Annotated in this window: 16 protein-coding genes; 7 read left to right on the top strand and 9 right to left on the bottom strand. The window is 38.5% G+C overall.

What is annotated here, in order from left to right; translation table 11 throughout:
• Positions 1 to 32: 32 nt before the first annotated feature.
• Together HX109_RS06355 and HX109_RS06350 are read right to left on the bottom strand one after the other, a co-directional pair.
• On the bottom strand, positions 33 to 845 hold the full coding sequence (locus HX109_RS06355) for a hypothetical protein (protein ID WP_178950351.1): 813 nt from the start codon (positions 843 to 845) through the stop codon (positions 33 to 35).
• A gap of 166 nt (positions 846 to 1,011) precedes the next feature.
• Positions 1,012 to 1,872, bottom strand: a complete 861-nt coding sequence (locus HX109_RS06350; RefSeq protein WP_178950350.1) for a DUF5694 domain-containing protein — start codon at positions 1,870 to 1,872, stop codon at positions 1,012 to 1,014.
• Positions 1,873 to 2,011: 139 nt separating this feature from the next.
• Between HX109_RS06350 and HX109_RS06345 the strand changes: the two genes are divergently transcribed.
• Both HX109_RS06345 and HX109_RS06340 read left to right on the top strand, forming a co-directional pair.
• Entirely contained in the window at positions 2,012 to 2,464 is a 453-nt protein-coding gene (locus HX109_RS06345; RefSeq protein ID WP_178950349.1) for a 6-pyruvoyl trahydropterin synthase family protein, read from the top strand.
• A 130-nt stretch (positions 2,465 to 2,594) separates the two neighbouring features.
• Entirely contained in the window at positions 2,595 to 3,350 is a 756-nt protein-coding gene (locus tag HX109_RS06340) for a UDP-2,3-diacylglucosamine diphosphatase (RefSeq protein WP_178950348.1), read from the top strand.
• A gap of 31 nt (positions 3,351 to 3,381) precedes the next feature.
• On the opposite strand, the gene HX109_RS06335 is transcribed toward HX109_RS06340, so the two are convergent.
• Positions 3,382 to 4,275 carry a LysR family transcriptional regulator gene (locus HX109_RS06335; protein ID WP_178950347.1) on the bottom strand — a complete coding sequence of 298 codons (894 nt, stop codon included), beginning with the start codon at positions 4,273 to 4,275 and terminating at the stop codon, positions 3,382 to 3,384.
• Positions 4,276 to 4,371: 96 nt separating this feature from the next.
• On the opposite strand from HX109_RS06335, the gene HX109_RS06330 reads away from it, so the two are divergent.
• From HX109_RS06330 to HX109_RS06310, 5 genes are all read left to right on the top strand, one after another.
• Positions 4,372 to 4,662 carry a hypothetical protein gene (locus tag HX109_RS06330; protein ID WP_178950346.1) on the top strand — a complete coding sequence of 97 codons (291 nt, stop codon included), beginning with the start codon at positions 4,372 to 4,374 and terminating at the stop codon, positions 4,660 to 4,662.
• A gap of 31 nt (positions 4,663 to 4,693) precedes the next feature.
• Positions 4,694 to 6,376, top strand: a complete 1,683-nt coding sequence (locus tag HX109_RS06325; RefSeq protein ID WP_178950345.1) for a proton-conducting transporter membrane subunit — start codon at positions 4,694 to 4,696, stop codon at positions 6,374 to 6,376.
• Between the two features lie 29 nt (positions 6,377 to 6,405).
• Positions 6,406 to 8,898, top strand: coding sequence for a YbcC family protein (locus HX109_RS06320; protein WP_178950344.1), 2,493 nt, complete (start codon positions 6,406 to 6,408; stop codon positions 8,896 to 8,898).
• Between the two features lie 124 nt (positions 8,899 to 9,022).
• Positions 9,023 to 9,910, top strand: coding sequence for an alpha/beta fold hydrolase (locus HX109_RS06315; RefSeq protein WP_178950343.1), 888 nt, complete (start codon positions 9,023 to 9,025; stop codon positions 9,908 to 9,910).
• Between the two features lie 50 nt (positions 9,911 to 9,960).
• The gene (locus tag HX109_RS06310; protein ID WP_178950342.1) at positions 9,961 to 11,028 is read left to right on the top strand and encodes a transporter substrate-binding domain-containing protein; all 1,068 of its coding nucleotides are present in this window, start codon (positions 9,961 to 9,963) and stop codon (positions 11,026 to 11,028) included.
• Between the two features lie 5 nt (positions 11,029 to 11,033).
• Here the strand turns inward: HX109_RS06310 and HX109_RS06305 are convergent, their stop codons facing one another.
• The 6 genes from HX109_RS06305 to HX109_RS06280 are packed head-to-tail and all read right to left on the bottom strand — an operon-like array spanning position 11,034 to position 15,248.
• Positions 11,034 to 12,254 carry a bifunctional alpha/beta hydrolase/OsmC family protein gene (locus tag HX109_RS06305; protein ID WP_178950341.1) on the bottom strand — a complete coding sequence of 407 codons (1,221 nt, stop codon included), beginning with the start codon at positions 12,252 to 12,254 and terminating at the stop codon, positions 11,034 to 11,036.
• Between the two features lie 20 nt (positions 12,255 to 12,274).
• Complete coding sequence (locus tag HX109_RS06300; RefSeq protein ID WP_178950340.1) at positions 12,275 to 12,781, bottom strand: peptide-methionine (S)-S-oxide reductase; 507 nt, start codon at positions 12,779 to 12,781, stop codon at positions 12,275 to 12,277.
• Positions 12,782 to 12,784: 3 nt separating this feature from the next.
• Complete coding sequence (locus tag HX109_RS06295) at positions 12,785 to 13,075, bottom strand: DUF427 domain-containing protein (RefSeq protein ID WP_178950339.1); 291 nt, start codon at positions 13,073 to 13,075, stop codon at positions 12,785 to 12,787.
• Complete coding sequence (locus HX109_RS06290; RefSeq protein ID WP_178950338.1) at positions 13,072 to 13,326, bottom strand: peptide methionine sulfoxide reductase; 255 nt, start codon at positions 13,324 to 13,326, stop codon at positions 13,072 to 13,074. The genes HX109_RS06295 and HX109_RS06290 overlap by 4 nt, the downstream gene beginning before the upstream one ends.
• Positions 13,323 to 13,724: a DM13 domain-containing protein gene (locus tag HX109_RS06285; RefSeq protein ID WP_178950337.1), complete on the bottom strand. Its 402-nt coding sequence runs from the start codon at positions 13,722 to 13,724 to the stop codon at positions 13,323 to 13,325. Before HX109_RS06285 ends, HX109_RS06290 begins: the two co-directional genes overlap by 4 nt.
• Positions 13,725 to 13,739: 15 nt before the next feature.
• Positions 13,740 to 15,248 (bottom strand): protein adenylyltransferase SelO, encoded by a 1,509-nt coding sequence (locus HX109_RS06280; protein WP_178954083.1) that lies wholly within the window; start codon positions 15,246 to 15,248, stop codon positions 13,740 to 13,742.
• Between the last annotated feature and the right edge of the window lie 13 nt (positions 15,249 to 15,261).

Below are 15,261 nucleotides of genomic sequence, written 5' to 3'. Positions count from 1 at the left end.
TCCTACACCTCACTTGGGTTCACCAAGGCAAATTAGTTGCAGGTAATCTCGCTAAAAGTTTCGGCGTCCATGGCATTATTTTTTCCGAACGCTTCTGTAAAAAGCACAAATGCATCTATAGCATGCCCTTTGGAACGGGCAGAAATTTCCATGGTATAAACTCCAGGTTCTTTAAATTCCACAAAAATATCATGTGCATTGTTATCAAAGGTACGTGCTTGCCATTTAAAGCCAAGATCGTTTCCACTTCGGTAGATTTTGAACCAGCCATCTTTTGTAGCACCTTCTGGATTTGGGGTTTTATTTCGCCCTTTGGGATATACAATGCTTTCTCCTTTCTTTCCGTAGAAATCATCGGCATCGTCGAAGCGCAACCAAGTATCGTTATGCTCGGTACCATTACTTCCAATGGTTACGGCAGATTTCCATAAAAATTGATATGTCCCGGGATTGTTAATTTTAATTTTAAAGCTTGTCGCTCCAACGCCAGGATTTCCTAAATTTTCATCCCCCGTCCAAACCATATAGCCTTCTCCCGAAAAGTTTTGCTCGCTCGCTTCCTGCTTCCACTCTTCTTTTATAAAAAGGGCATTTTCAAACTCCACTTTTACCAAGCCATCTTTTTCATTAAAAATATATTTTGAAACATCGTCGCATCCTGCTTGAGGGTCTTCACTGGGTGTTTCGGGATTATCCGGCTCCGCTGGGTCTTCCACGGCCATTTCTGGATCTTCTTCCATGACATCATCTTTGTCTGATGCACAGGAAGTGAGGGAAAAAATCAAAACAAACAAAAATAAAGTACGGAGCAGAGAATGCTCATTCGGGGCATAAGTTAATTTCATAACGGTTAAATTGTTTAAATTCAGGGTTTACAATGTGCAATTATCAGCAATTTAATAACAACAATTAAGATTGACCAATATAAATTTCAGAATCTCTCTTATTTAATGAATGATGGTAAATCTTCAGCTAAATAAATACTGCCAATATTTTGATGATAAAATATGGTTATTTGGACATTATCTCTTTTAGCTCTATAGATTCCCAATCAGGATTATAATCAATAAAACTTTTAAACATTGCAATATGACTAGCCCCAGCTAAAATCATAATACGACTATCTTCTTTTTTAATTCTTTTTTGAACAAGCGAATACATCTGAAGATTTCTTTTATACCATTCCGACGCTAAATGTGATCCTACAAAATTATTGAGTTCTCCACCTTGATTTGCTAATGACACATACCAGCCAATATCATTCCTCCTGTATTCTGGTTCATTATAAAAGAAAAGAATCTCCGATAAAGTTTTCTCGGAGTTGAATAATTTCTTAGCGGTTTCTTCCAAGCTTTCTAAGTCCTTTTCATCTTTTTCAATTAAGTCAAATTGTCCAGCTTTTTTCATTTGGGTTTTTAAACTATCATAAGGAAAACTTGTTTTCACATCAATTGCATAAATTCTATTGTGATTTAAGTACTTTCCCACTCGAAAACCAATTTGGTAAATCTCATCCCTAGTTTGAGCTTTATAGTCAACATTTTGAGGCCATGCCTTGAAAACGCTGTCTAATCTGGATTGATTTTTAAAAGGGTATTCAACAAATATCTTATCGGGTTTAAAATCTGCGATTTTTTGGGAAATCAAATCTAATTCTGCTTGGCTTTTATCAGTTAACACATCTATTACCTGTTTTTGTACTATATCTGAATTATTTTTAGGATTGAAATTTTCGAAGTGAAAAGTCCCAATCAATAGCACTTTTAAAGTTTTTTCCGGGTCACTAAATGGTTTTTTAGTTTCCTTTTTTACATGGTTTTGCTGGCACGAAAAAAGTAGTCCAAAAGCAAAAAAGATTAAAACAGACCTCATAAGTTGGTAGTTCTTATAATGAAAGCTAAATATACAATTATTGCGGTAGTTAATCATATATGCTAACAAAATAGAAGCTGGCAAACCGATTTATTTACAATTAAAAAACCCCTTATCTTTGCAGAAATTATAGAAGGAAATGAGCAAGATACGCATCACCAAACAATTTAATTTTGAAACTGGCCACGCGTTGTACGGGTACGATGGAAAATGCAGGAATGTGCACGGCCATAGCTACAAGCTGTCGGTAACGGTAATTGGTGAGCCCATTAAGGACACTTCCCACGTAAAATTGGGAATGGTAATAGATTTTGGCGATCTCAAAAAAATAGTGAAGCAGGATATTGTAGATGTGTTCGACCATGCGACGGTTTTTAACAAAAACACACCTCACGTAGAGTTGGCCAAAGAGCTCTCTAGCCGAGGGCACAATGTTATTTTGGTAGATTACCAACCCACTAGCGAAAACATGGTCATCGATTTTGCAGAAAAAATAAAGAAACGACTCCCAGAACATATTTCGCTCCATTCTTTAAAACTACAAGAAACGGAAACTTCGTTTGCAGAGTGGTATGCGGTCGATAATAACTAGGGCGTTCCCCAACGAAAATGTTGGGGCGGGCTTTCCACGCTACACGGCAGAATAGCTTCGCTTTTCGCCGGGGTAGCTTGTTGCAATCCCTAACGCAAAACTGCTTATATTTATCATTTAAAATCAACAAATGAACATCCCTAAAGGAAAAAAAATATACTTCGCATCCGACAACCATTTAGGTGCACCCAGCAGAAAAGAGAGTGCTACTCGGGAAAAACGCTTTGTCGCTTGGCTAGATGAAGTTAAACAAGATGCAGCCGCAATTTTTTTATTGGGGGATTTGTTCGATTTTTGGTTTGAATACAAAACCGTTATCCCAAAAGGGTTTACGCGTACCTTCGGAAAACTGGCAGAAATTACCGACTCCGGGATTCCCATCTATTATTTTGTTGGCAACCACGATCTTTGGATGAATGGTTATTTTGAAGAAGAACTAAGCATTCCCGTTTACCATACTCCACAAGAATATACCTTTAACGGGCAAACGTTTTTTATTGGGCACGGAGACGGTTTGGGCCCAGGGGACAAAGGCTATAAGCGAATGAAGAAGGTATTTACCAACCCTATTGCCAAGTGGTTTTTTAGATGGTTACATCCCGACTTAGGGGTAAAATTAGCTCAATACCTCTCAGTAAAAAACAAACTAATTTCGGGAGACGAAGACATAAAATTCCTTGGAGAAGAAAATGAATGGCTGGTGCAATATTGCAAACGTAAGTTAGAGGATAAACATAGGGATTACTTTATTTTTGGACACCGTCATTTACCCATGGAAATTAACCTAAAAAACAATAGCAAATATGTAAATCTAGGGGATTGGATTCATTATTTTACCTATGCTGAATTCGATGGGCAAAAACTTTCCCTTAAAGAATACAAATAAATTTCCCTTAAAAAAGGCTTCCCTTAAACTATTAAAAATCGTCTACCCATTTAAAATGCTTTTTAAGTATGTTTTGCTTATGCTCCTTTATAAATTGAAGATAGGCAGATGCTACGGGCGAGAGCTTTTTTCCTTTTAACCATACCAAACGCCACTCCGTTTTTATAGGCAATTTTTTAGATGGTAAAATATACAACTGCTCTGCTTCCAACTCTGTGTGGATACCTATCAATGGCATTATGGAATAGCCCAAACCCGCAATAACAGCTTGTTTTACAGCTTCGTTAGAGGTTAATTCCATACGCTTTCTTTTTCCTTTAAGATGATTACTAAAGTATTCCTGCATTGCCATGCGGGTAGCAGACCCTTCTTCTCTATAGATAAGCGGTATATTGTTTTCTTTTTTTGGTCGATTCCCTACCAAATAAAGTTTGTTTTCCATTAAAATTTCCTCTTCAAGATCCATCTTATCGGGAACTGTAGATACCAATGCAAAGTCAGTTTCATTCTGCTTAAGGCTTTCTATAACCCTCGTTTTATTGGTAACATCCAGCGTTAAATCAATTCCCGTATGCATTTCCAAAAAATCCGATAAAAAATAAGGGATTACGTATTTTCCTGTAGAAGCCGAGGAAATTGTAAGTTTCCCTGCCAGAATTCCTTTAAAAGCCTGTGTTTTATAGTTGATGATATTCAATTCCTGTATCACCCGCTCCGCGATAGCCGCAATTTCATATCCAAATTCCGTTACAAAAAGTTGTCTTCCTACAATTTCTGTTAAAGAAATTTCGAACTGTTCTTGAAAGTTTTTTAGCTGAATGGAAACCGCTGGTTGCGTCATAAATAATTCTTCCGAAGCCTTGGTAATACTCTTGGTTTCCACAACTTTTAAGAATATTTGAAGTTGGTGCAATGTGTAATTCATAAATTATTTTTATGTATTAGATAGTAAATATAAATAAAAATTTATGAAATCTAATCTGGATATTTGCCTCAGTAAAAATCTAAAAATCATAAAATTATGGAAACACAAGTTTTGGAAAGTCAAAAATGCGAACTCGTTAAAGGAGCATTCTCCGCAACAGATGCAAAAGAAATTTTAGGTTATCTGTTTGATAAAAAAATAAACTTCCACGAATGCAGAAACTGGAGCCATGAGGAGCGTTTTGGAACAAAAGACGAATATTCCGTAATCCGAATAGGGGAATTAAGGAAAAGTAAAAAACAATTAATGGATCTAATAAGTGCCGCCCAAGAAAAGAACGCCCCAGTGCATATTAATTCTTCGATAACTGTAGAAATAGCAGAATAACAAAATTTAAATACATTTTTAAAAATCTGATATGACAGAAAATTTAATTGCTACGCTCGTACTACTCTCTCCTGTAGCATTTGCCATTTGCGCGCTCGCATCGTGGTTTCAGCCAGGAGGAAAGCCAAGTATTGTTAAAAGTTTCAGCTCTTTCACTACTATTTTCACTATTGTAATCGCCGCTGTAAGCGGTTTTTTTATACTGCAAAACGATGCGGTACAAACCATGACAATAGGATTTTACGAAATAGGACTCTCCTTGCGTTTAGATCCGTTGAGCATCCTTATGTTTTCAATGATTGCTTTACTCGGATTCATAATCGTAAAATTTAGTTTCAACTACTTAGATGGGGATCAGCGTCAAGGCGCTTTTCTCGGTAGGCTCTGCGCCACCATCGCTTCTGTTCAGCTACTGGTACTCTCTGGAAACTTAGGCCTGTTATTCCTTTCATGGGTATTAACTAGTATTTCCCTGCATAGGCTCCTCGTTTTCTATTCGGATAGACCTCGGGCCATTATTGCGGCCAAAAAGAAGTTTATCATGGCAAGAGCTGGAGACCTCAGCCTTTTCATTGCCTTTGTATTGCTTTACAACCACTTTGGAACTGGAGATTTAGGAACAATCTTTCAACAGATAAAAGAAAACCAAGCGCTGCAAAGTAATTTTGCGAATGTGGAACTCGCAGGTGTGTTTTTGGCCCTTGCTGCCATCTTTAAATCGGCTCAATTCCCATTTCACGGTTGGCTTATAGAAGTAATGGAAACGCCTACTCCAGTATCTGCCCTACTCCACGCTGGACTACTAAATGCGGGTCCGTTTTTAATAACTAGATTTGCTTTTGTTGTGGAAGGCACTACCCTAGCACCGGTGATTTTAATTATATTCGGTGGATTTACAGGGTGGTTTGCTTCCGTGGCATTCCTTACGCAACCTTCAGTAAAAACTGCTCTAGGCTATTCTAGTGTGGCCCATATGGGATTTATGTTAATGATCTGCGGACTCGGAGTATATCCAGCAGCCATGCTTCACTTGGTGGCCCACTCTTTTTATAAAGCCCACGCATTTTTGTCGTCCGGCAGTGTTATCGATACGGTACGCTCCAATAAGGTGGCGCTACCAGAGAGACTGGGGAGTATCCCAAGGTTGTTGTTAAGTGTATTCCTGGCCATGGCGGTATATCTGGCATTCTCGTTCGCTTGGGGAATCGATCCCCTGGAAGAACTTTCCCTCTTGGCAACTGGAGCTATAATAGTTATGGGGTTATCTCAAATGCTTGCTCCAACAATAGACGCCAATGGTTTTAAATCTGGAATACTTAGAACCACAATAATGGCAACCCTTGTAGCTGCTGCATTTTTTACCTTGGAAAGTGCAACCCATTTATTACTAGCTACCCAATTACCAACTCTTTCACAACCAAATATGATAATTACTGTGCTTATTGCAGGTGTTTTATTACTGTATGGAATTACAGTTGTGGGCCAAATGCTCGCTCCTTCCCTTGCTACGAGCTCCTACTGGACCAAAGTGGGGTTCCATTTTAGAAATGGCTGGTATGCAAATGCCATATTAGATAGGCTCGTGGGCGCATTGAATAACAGCTCTAGTGGAACACCACAACCGAATTTTTCAAATAAAGCTTTCAATATTCCTACGGAAGAAAATCCATCAGATAAAAAGCCAAAAAGGGAATCTGTTTTAGAATCTGTATAAAAAAATCAATCAGCAATAAACATAACACTATGATTAAAAATCAAAATACTAAAACCGAAACAGCAGGGAATACAGCTGAAGCACTCCAAAACGTCTTACAAAAGGCCTGCAAAAGAATTGCTCCGGTTTGGCCTTTAGAAAACTTTGTAGCAGTAAATCCATATCTGGGATTAACAGAACTTTCTTTTGAAGAGGCTACCAAACGACTTTCTAAAGTAGGTGGGGTAAAAACAACTATGCCCTTAGCTTACTACTTAAAAGCGATAAAAGATGGGAAGTTATCTGCCAATCATATTGAACATGTACTATACAGAAAAGGGTTTAGCAAGAATGAAGCTATCGAATTTATCTCGATAATAGATGTTCAAGACTCCAAAGAGACAGATTCCTATAAAGTTCACTCCATTACAGATTTGGTCTCTCATTTCGACAAAAAAGATTGGAACCGGTTTTGTATCGACCGAATAACTTCTTGGGCAGCTGCTTATTTTGATAAAGGACAAGCGCTGTGGAAAAGTCCACACCAAAACAAAGGGATTTTTGAAGCTTGGAAAGCAGAAGCTCAACTAGATCGTACCCCAGAAATAATGGGCTTAAAAGGATTTCGTAAAAGCGTTGAGAGCCTACCTAAAGATCCTATTGAAGCGGCAGCACATTCTTTAGCTACCCTAAATATACCTTATGCCACGGCAGAACTTTACCTTCACAGACTGCTTATACGCGTGGGTGGATGGGCCGCCTATGCCGCACAAATAGATTGGGATAAAGAGCTCTACGGAAAAGAGTCCAACGCGCTTCAAGAATTTTTATGTGTCTTGATTTGCTGGGAAGCTTGTTTCTACCAAAGCGTAAAAATGGAAGAGCTTCAAAATTATTGGGAAAACGAACTCCAATTATTAATTGCCAACAAAGAAACCCCACTCGCCAATGATGAGTATAAAAGATTAATTCTTCAAGAGGCTTACGATCTATCCGCCCAACAGAAACTCATAAAGCTATTTGAGGATAAAAAAGAAGAAAACAAAAACGAAAAGAAAAGTCCAAAAGCACAGGCGATCTTTTGTATTGACGTCCGCTCGGAGGTTTACAGGAGACATTTGGAACAAGCATCTGCAGAAATAGAAACACTCGGTTTCGCAGGTTTCTTCGCCTTTCCTATAAAATATGTGCCTTTGGCTCACGAAGAGGGTCAAGCGCAATGTCCGGTACTCCTTCCTACAGGACCAACGGTAAAAGAGGAAATAGCAATCCCGCAACAGAACAAATGGGCTATTCAAAATAGACAGCTAAAACATCAAGTAAATCGTTCTTGGAAATCGTTCAAACTTGGGGCAATCTCTTGCTTTAGTTTTGTAGGCCCCGTGGGGCTCGCCTACCTACCAAAACTTTTTACAGATACCTTTGGAATAACACGACCAGTGCCACATCCAGACCGAGAAAGCATCAAATCTAAATACATAAAAAACAAGCAAATTAGCTTTTCTAATACTCATCAAAAGAAAGATGGAACAGGCATCTCACTTGAGGAACAATTGAAATTGGCAAAAACAGCGCTACAGGCGATGTCGCTTACAGAGAATTTTGCAAGACTGGTACTTATAGTAGGCCATGGTTCATCGACGGTAAATAATCCCTATGCTACCGGCCTCGACTGCGGAGCTTGTGGCGGACACACCGGAGAGGCAAATGCAAGGGTAGCTGCCGCTGTTCTAAACAACAAAGAAGTGAGAAAACTACTACTTCAAGAAGCAATAGAAATTCCAGAAGAAACCATTTTCTTAGCATGCCAGCACGATACTACCACCGATGAAGTAAGTATTTTTAACCCTTACGATGTTCCGGGATCACACAAACAAGAATTAAAGGATTTGGAAAAATGGTTAGAAAATGCCGGCAAAACAGCCAGAGCCGAAAGGGCTTTGCGTATGCAAATAGAAAATAATGAAAAGATAGACAAGGCTATCTTTAGCCGAAGTAAAGACTGGTCTCAGGTACGACCAGAATGGGGACTAGCTGGTTGTTCTGCCTTTATAGTAACATCTAGGAACCGTACCGAGGGAATAGACCTAGAAGGCAAATCTTTCCTACACTCCTACAATTGGAAACAAGACAAAGAGTTTCAGGTTTTAGAACTTATTATGACCGCTCCCATGGTGGTAACAAGTTGGATTAGCTTACAGTACTATGCTTCCACCGTAGACAACCTTCACTACGGTTCTGGAAACAAAGCACTGCACAATGTTACCGGAGGAATTGGAGTACTCGAGGGCTTTGCGGGAGACCTACGGGTTGGCCTACCTTGGCAATCGGTACACGATGGAGATACTTATCAGCATGAACCTCTTAAGCTCAACGTGGTCATAGAAGCGCCCTTAGATGCCATGAACCATGTTCTAGAAAAGCATGAAAATGTAAGGCATCTCTGCGAAAATGGCTGGATAAACCTTCTAGCGATGAACGAAGAAGGCAAAATATCTGATCGCTACGCAGGTAAAAACCTTTGGGAAACGATAAATTCTTAATAAGAATTTTTAAAAACCTGAACGCACCCTTTCCTTAACAGAGGAAGGGGTGTTTTATTTTAAAAGTATTGTCCAGCTTGTCGTATCTTTAGAAAAGCCGAAGAAACTATAAAGCTGGGAACGAATGAAAAGACCAATTACTGAAGTAAAAACGAAAGGAGCTAAGAGATATATTCTTTTCTTCTTAGTTGGTGTGGCTTCTGTGTATCTTCACTTTTTCTTTCAATTTCGAACCTCAGATACACAAACCCTTCAGTATTTCGAAAAATCGAACACTCCGGTTGCTATTGAATATATTTCTTCCCCGACTTATCCTGAAAATATACGGGTCATACAAACCAAAAACAAAGCAGAACACAATATCCTTTTTGTCCACGGCGCGCCTGGATCTTCAAATGCATTTTACAGTTATTTGGAAGATACTACATTACTAAGCACAGCACGTTTAATTACTTACGACCGCCCGGGGTATGGATATTCCGGTTTTGGTAATGCAATGACTTCAATCGTTGAGCAAGCCGAGGTTTTGAATGATATTATAAAATCACTGAATTTAAACAATGTTATTGTGGTGGGACATTCGTATGGTGGTCCCATTGCCGCATTGGCCGCTTTAAGTAATCCATCCATAAAAGGCTTGGTTATGTTGTCCCCAGCCATAGACCCGAAGGCAGAAAAGTATTATTGGATCGGGCAGTTTGCTGAATGGGAAGCTACCAAATGGTTGGTACCCGAAGCATTGGAAATCGCTCAACAGGAAAAAAGCGTACATGCCAAAAAACTTATGGAAATCTCCACAAGCTGGAACGATATTACTATTCCTACCCTCATAATACACGGTAGAAAGGATGTTCTAGCTCCATTTGAAAACATGCGGTACGTGGAAAACACATTTAGCAATGCACAACTAGATGCTATAGCGCTCCCTAATGCCAATCATTTTATACCGTGGACGCAAAAGAAAATCATTATTGAGGAGCTTGTAGGTATGATTTCAGCAGATAAAGATTAACATTCGTATAAACCTTCACATTTTTGTATTTTCGTGAAAACCGATTTAATATGCATCGAATACAACTTTGCTGTCTTCTCTTTTTAGCATTTCAACTCCAACTATTTGCCCAAGTCCCAAAAGATTCCATTCTGAAAGTAGGTTATACCGGTTCGGCACCCTTTGTTTTAAATGAAGATATACCAAATGGCATTAGCATAGATGTTTGGAAGGAAATTGCTTTTAAAACGAATTTAAATTACGATTTAGTCCCTTTTACAAATATTGACAATGGAATTATTGCTGTAAAAAATAACAAGATTGATGTTCTTATTGGGCCCATTACCATTAATTCGGAAAGGGCGGAACAAATAAGTTTTTCACAACCCTATTTTGATACCGAAATGGCCATTCTTGCCCCAAACATCGATCTAAGCATTTGGGAACGTATTAAACCTTTCTTTAGCAGTACTTTTCTTTATGCTGTTCTAGGGTTGTTTCTGGTGCTAGGTATTGTTGGATTTCTTTTTTGGCTTGTAGAAGGAAGATATCGAAAAAGCGATTTTGGCAAGAGCCCAATAAAAGGTATAGGAAATGGGATTTGGCTTGCCATTGTTACCATGACTACCGTTGGGTATGGAGACTATGCCCCGAGAACAGCTTTAGGAAGGTTTATTATTGGTGCCTGGATGATTATATCGCTTATTATGGCAACTTCTTTTGTCGCGGGTATTGCCACCACTCTAACCGTTACCAGTAAAGAAGGTAAAACCATTACTTCCCTGCCACAATTGGAAGGTAAAAGGGTGGCCGTACCGCCCTACAATAAACTTATCGATAATGTAAATATTGTAGGTGGCGAACCAGTAATTGTGGAAAATGTAAAAGATGGGTACCGTATGTTGCTCAACAACGAAGTAGATGCGTTGGTATATGATGTGATTCCCCTTGAATACGCCTTTAAGGCAAGGGAGAAGAATAAATTTGTGCTTAGCAAGAAGAATATTTTACCTCAACATTATGGTTTTATATTCCCAGAGGCAAATGCCTTGGAAAAACAAATAGATATTGCCATTTTAAAGTTAAAGGAAGACGATGCGATCAATAAGATAATCGATTCGTGGATTAATAGAAATTAAAAAGACTATTTCACTTCCTCAGTTTCTATAACCACCTCGTTTTGTAGGGTTTTATGTACGGGACAGCGGGATGCAATTTCTGTTAGTTTCTGCCGTTGCTCTTCAGATAAATTTCCTACAAACTTCATTTTTTTAGAAAGGTGGTCTATTTTTCCCGTTTGTTCCGCCTCCATCGTGAGATCGTCGGTATGCTTTTTGGAATAGGTAATGTATACAAAAACCTCTTTTAATTCCCATTTCTTCCTTTCAGCATATAGTTTAACCGTCATTGCAGAGCAAGCCGCCAAACTAGCACTTAAAAAGTCGTAAGGGCCTGGGCCAAAATCATCCCCTCCAAAACTTTCTGGTTCGTCTGCCACAAAAGCATGTTTTTTAGTTTGGATGTTGGTCGTAAAATTATCTTCGGCGACATTTAAATGTGCTACCAACTGCTCCCCATCGGTATCTAACATTTCATTTTCTTCATATTTAAAATAGCGTTGTACCCAAGCGCCAATCATGTTCCCTGCGTAATTGCTGTCTTTTACATCGGTAAGCAAATGATCGGCATCATCTAAACTGATAAAACTCTTGGGGTGCATGGCATTTTCATAAAGTTCCTTTGCATTTTCTATGCCCACGGTTTTATCGAAAGGCGCATGCATAATTAATAAAGGTCGCCGCAATTCTTTGACGGACTCAGGTAGGTTGCTGGCATCGAAATCCATTACAAATTCCTTGTTGATAGTAAAGGAACGCCCTCCAATTTTCACTTCTACCCTATCCTTGTTATCCAGATCGTCTATTTGATCTATAAACAAATGCTTGGCATGAGCTACGGTAGCTGGTGCACCTATAGTGGCTACCGCTTTTACGTGATCTAGCTTGTTGGCCGCTACCAAAACGGCAGCGCCACCCAAGGAATGGCCGATTAAAAGGGAAGGGGCTTTATATTTTTCAGTAATAAAATCATTAACCGAAAGCAAATCGTCGACATTGGCAGAAAAGTGACTCTCTGCAAATTCCCCATCACTACTTCCAAGTCCTGTAAAGTCGAAACGCACCACTCCAAAACCAAAATTGGTAAGCGATCTGCTTACATTTTTAACTGCCTTGTAATTGCTGTTGCAGGTAAAGCAATGCGCAAAAATGGCAAAGTAAAAGGGCTTTTCATTGGCTGGCAACTCTAGGTACGCTTGCAATTTATAGCCCTTTTTGTTTTGAATTTCTAGTTTAGTACTTTTCATAACGACTTTATTTTAAGCTTTTAATCTGAAAGGTGTTTCAATTTATCACGATCGGTATATTTAGTGAATTGTTCCCGTAATTTATGCAATTTCGGGTTGATATAAGTTTCACAAAAAGGTTTTTTCGGATTTTTGAAATAATAATCATGAAACTTTTCATCAGAAAATTTAAATGATTCAAAAGACAATACCTGTGTGATAATTTTTTCTGAAAAATTCTTTTGAAGAGTATTTAAAATCTCATTCGTCTGTAATCTTTGTTTTTCAGAAAAAACATAGACTGCCGATTTATAGGTGTCCCTTCTACTATGGCGATGTGTACTTTTATGTGTATGCAAATGAATTTCTATTAGTACTTTTAAAGGAATATCTGCGGCATGATAATGCACTACGATAGCCTCGGAAAAAGAGTCCGTATCTTCTTTGGACGATACGAAGCCTTGTTCTACCCTTCCTACTCCCAAAAGCGATATAAAAATAGCTTCCATACACCAATAGCAACTTCCCCCTAGCGCTACTTTTTCCATAATTTAGGCTTCGGTAACCTTTACGCCTTTCCAAAAGGCAACGTAATTTTCTATATGTTTGGCAGCTTGTGATGCGTCTGGATAATACCAAGCGGCGTCTTTATTTATTTCTCCATCCACTTCAATGGAATAATAAGAAGCCTTTCCCTTCCATGGGCAAGACGTCTGGGTTTGGGAGGTTTTAAAAAACTCTTTGTTTATGCTTTGCGGCGGGAAGTATTGGTTGCCTTCCACTTCTTGAGTAGATTCGCTTTCTGCCAAAACCTTTCCATTCCAAATAGCTTTATATTTCATCTTGATATATTTTTAAAATTATTTAAAAAATGAATTACTTTTTCCTCGGGCATTTCACAAGGTTTTAAAATTTCCCCATTATTGGTTTCGTAGAAGTTTAAACTAATAAAGTCGTTACCTCCCAACTCTTTGGCAAATATTTTAATGCTTTTCCCGGAATTAAAGTCAGATCTGGAGATGCCGTATTTTTTATTTTGATATACTACTTCTGAGTATCCTAAGGGTATGTTTTTAATTTTTTCTGAAATCATTCTTTGCTTAAATCGATACCCCCCCAAACTACGGAGAATTTCTCGCAGTGAATGACCAAGGATTTGAAGTCGGCTAGATTAGTGCCTTCAGGAAAAGGGTATTCCTGTCTTCCTTTGTTCGATTGCAATTCTGCAATTAAGAGTCCGCCCTGCTGGTGCACAGCATCCCTTTCGTTTATTTCGTGTATGCCCTTTGGAGAAAGGTATAATTTTAATTCTGGACCTGGCAGTGTGTTAAAATTACTTCCAAGCCTAAACATGAATTTACCATCGTTCTCCACAATAGACCAATTCCCTTTAATGGAATACACTTTTTCTACCCATTCACTGCCTTCCTGCGCCGTTGCATATACACTGGTTAAGACTATCAAAATAATTGTCAATACCGTTGCTTTCATATTTTAAAGATTTGGTTAAGAACTACACGACAGCATAGAACAACCCACTTTATGGCGTGCCCATTCTGGGCGTTTGGCATACCATTTTTCAAAATTCGGTTGTTCATCATACGGTTGTTTTAATAACATATATAACTCATTTATCAACGAATAATTGCCTTTATCGGCTTCATCAATAACCATTTGAGCCATATAATTTCTTAATACATATTTGGGGTTTACTGTATTCATTCTTTTAGATCGTTCGCTATTGGTTAGTTCTTCAGCTCTCAATCTTTCTGCATAATCATAAATCCAAGACGACCATTTTTCTTCAATTTTACCTGTAATCGTTTCGGGTTCATAAAACGCTTGATTCACTAAAGAAAGTCCTTTTTCCGGATTTTCCATAGTAAATTTACTTAAATTTCTAAAAAATATCGTCATATCGGTTTCAGAAAGCTCTAAATTTTCCTCTAATTTTAAAATTAAGGCTTCGTCTCCCTCGATTTTTTCAGCTAAACCTAATTTGCCCCGCATCATGTTTAGGGATTGCTTTTCAAATTCAGTTTTATAATTTTCTAAAATACGCTCTAAAGGTTCGGCTTCATTTGTCAAAGGATACAATGCATTGGCCAATTGGTATAAATTCCATAAGCCAACATTTGGTTGGTTACCAAATCGATATCTTCTATTACTGGCATCCGTAGTATTGGGCGTCCAACTAAAATCGAACCCCTCTAACCATCCATAAGGCCCATAATCTATGGTTAAACCAAGAATGGACATGTTATCTGTGTTTAAAACTCCATGCACGAACCCAACCCTTTGCCAATGAATTATGGTTTCTAAAGTTTTAGTAGCGACTTCCTGGAAGAATTTAATATAGGTTTCTTTGGAAGGTACACCCAAGTGCTTATAAAAATACTTAATGGTATAGTCTGCCAATTTTTTAAGATTATCATGATCTCCTCGGGCAGCAAAAATTTCAAAATTACCAAAACGTATAAACGAAGGCGCCACTCGGCAAACCACAGCTCCTTTTTCATAGGCTGGATTACCATTATACATAACATCCCTCAATACCTCATCGCCAGTTAACGCTAATGATAAGGCACGTGTAGTGGGAATTCCCAAATGGTACATGGCTTCACTACACAAATATTCCCTTATGGAAGAGCGCAAAACTGCCAATCCATCTGCAGATCTTGAATAAGGTGTTTCCCCAGCTCCTTTTAATTGTAGAGTCCAGCGTTTGTTTTCGTGAACCACTTCCCCTAGGTTGATGGCTCTACCATCCCCCAGTTGTCCAGCCCAATTACCAAACTGATGACCGCCATAACACATGGCATAGGGATTGGAATTGCTTAAAACTTCGTTACCAGAGAAAACATTTAAAAACTCCTTTGTATTTTCGGCTCCTTTTGGAAATCCAATTTCCCTTAGCATTTCATCGGAAACGTGCAATAATTTAGGATCCGAAGTTTTCTTTGGAGTTACAAACGAATAAAATGCATCTTTTACCTGCCTTCTAGAGTTCTCCATAATGGGATCCCCT

The sequence above is a fragment of the Galbibacter sp. BG1 genome, assembly GCF_013391805.1.
GTDB lineage: Bacteria > Bacteroidota > Bacteroidia > Flavobacteriales > Flavobacteriaceae > Galbibacter.
The sequence above is the reverse complement of the archived record's forward strand: the minus strand, read 5'-3'. Positions and strand labels throughout refer to the sequence as shown.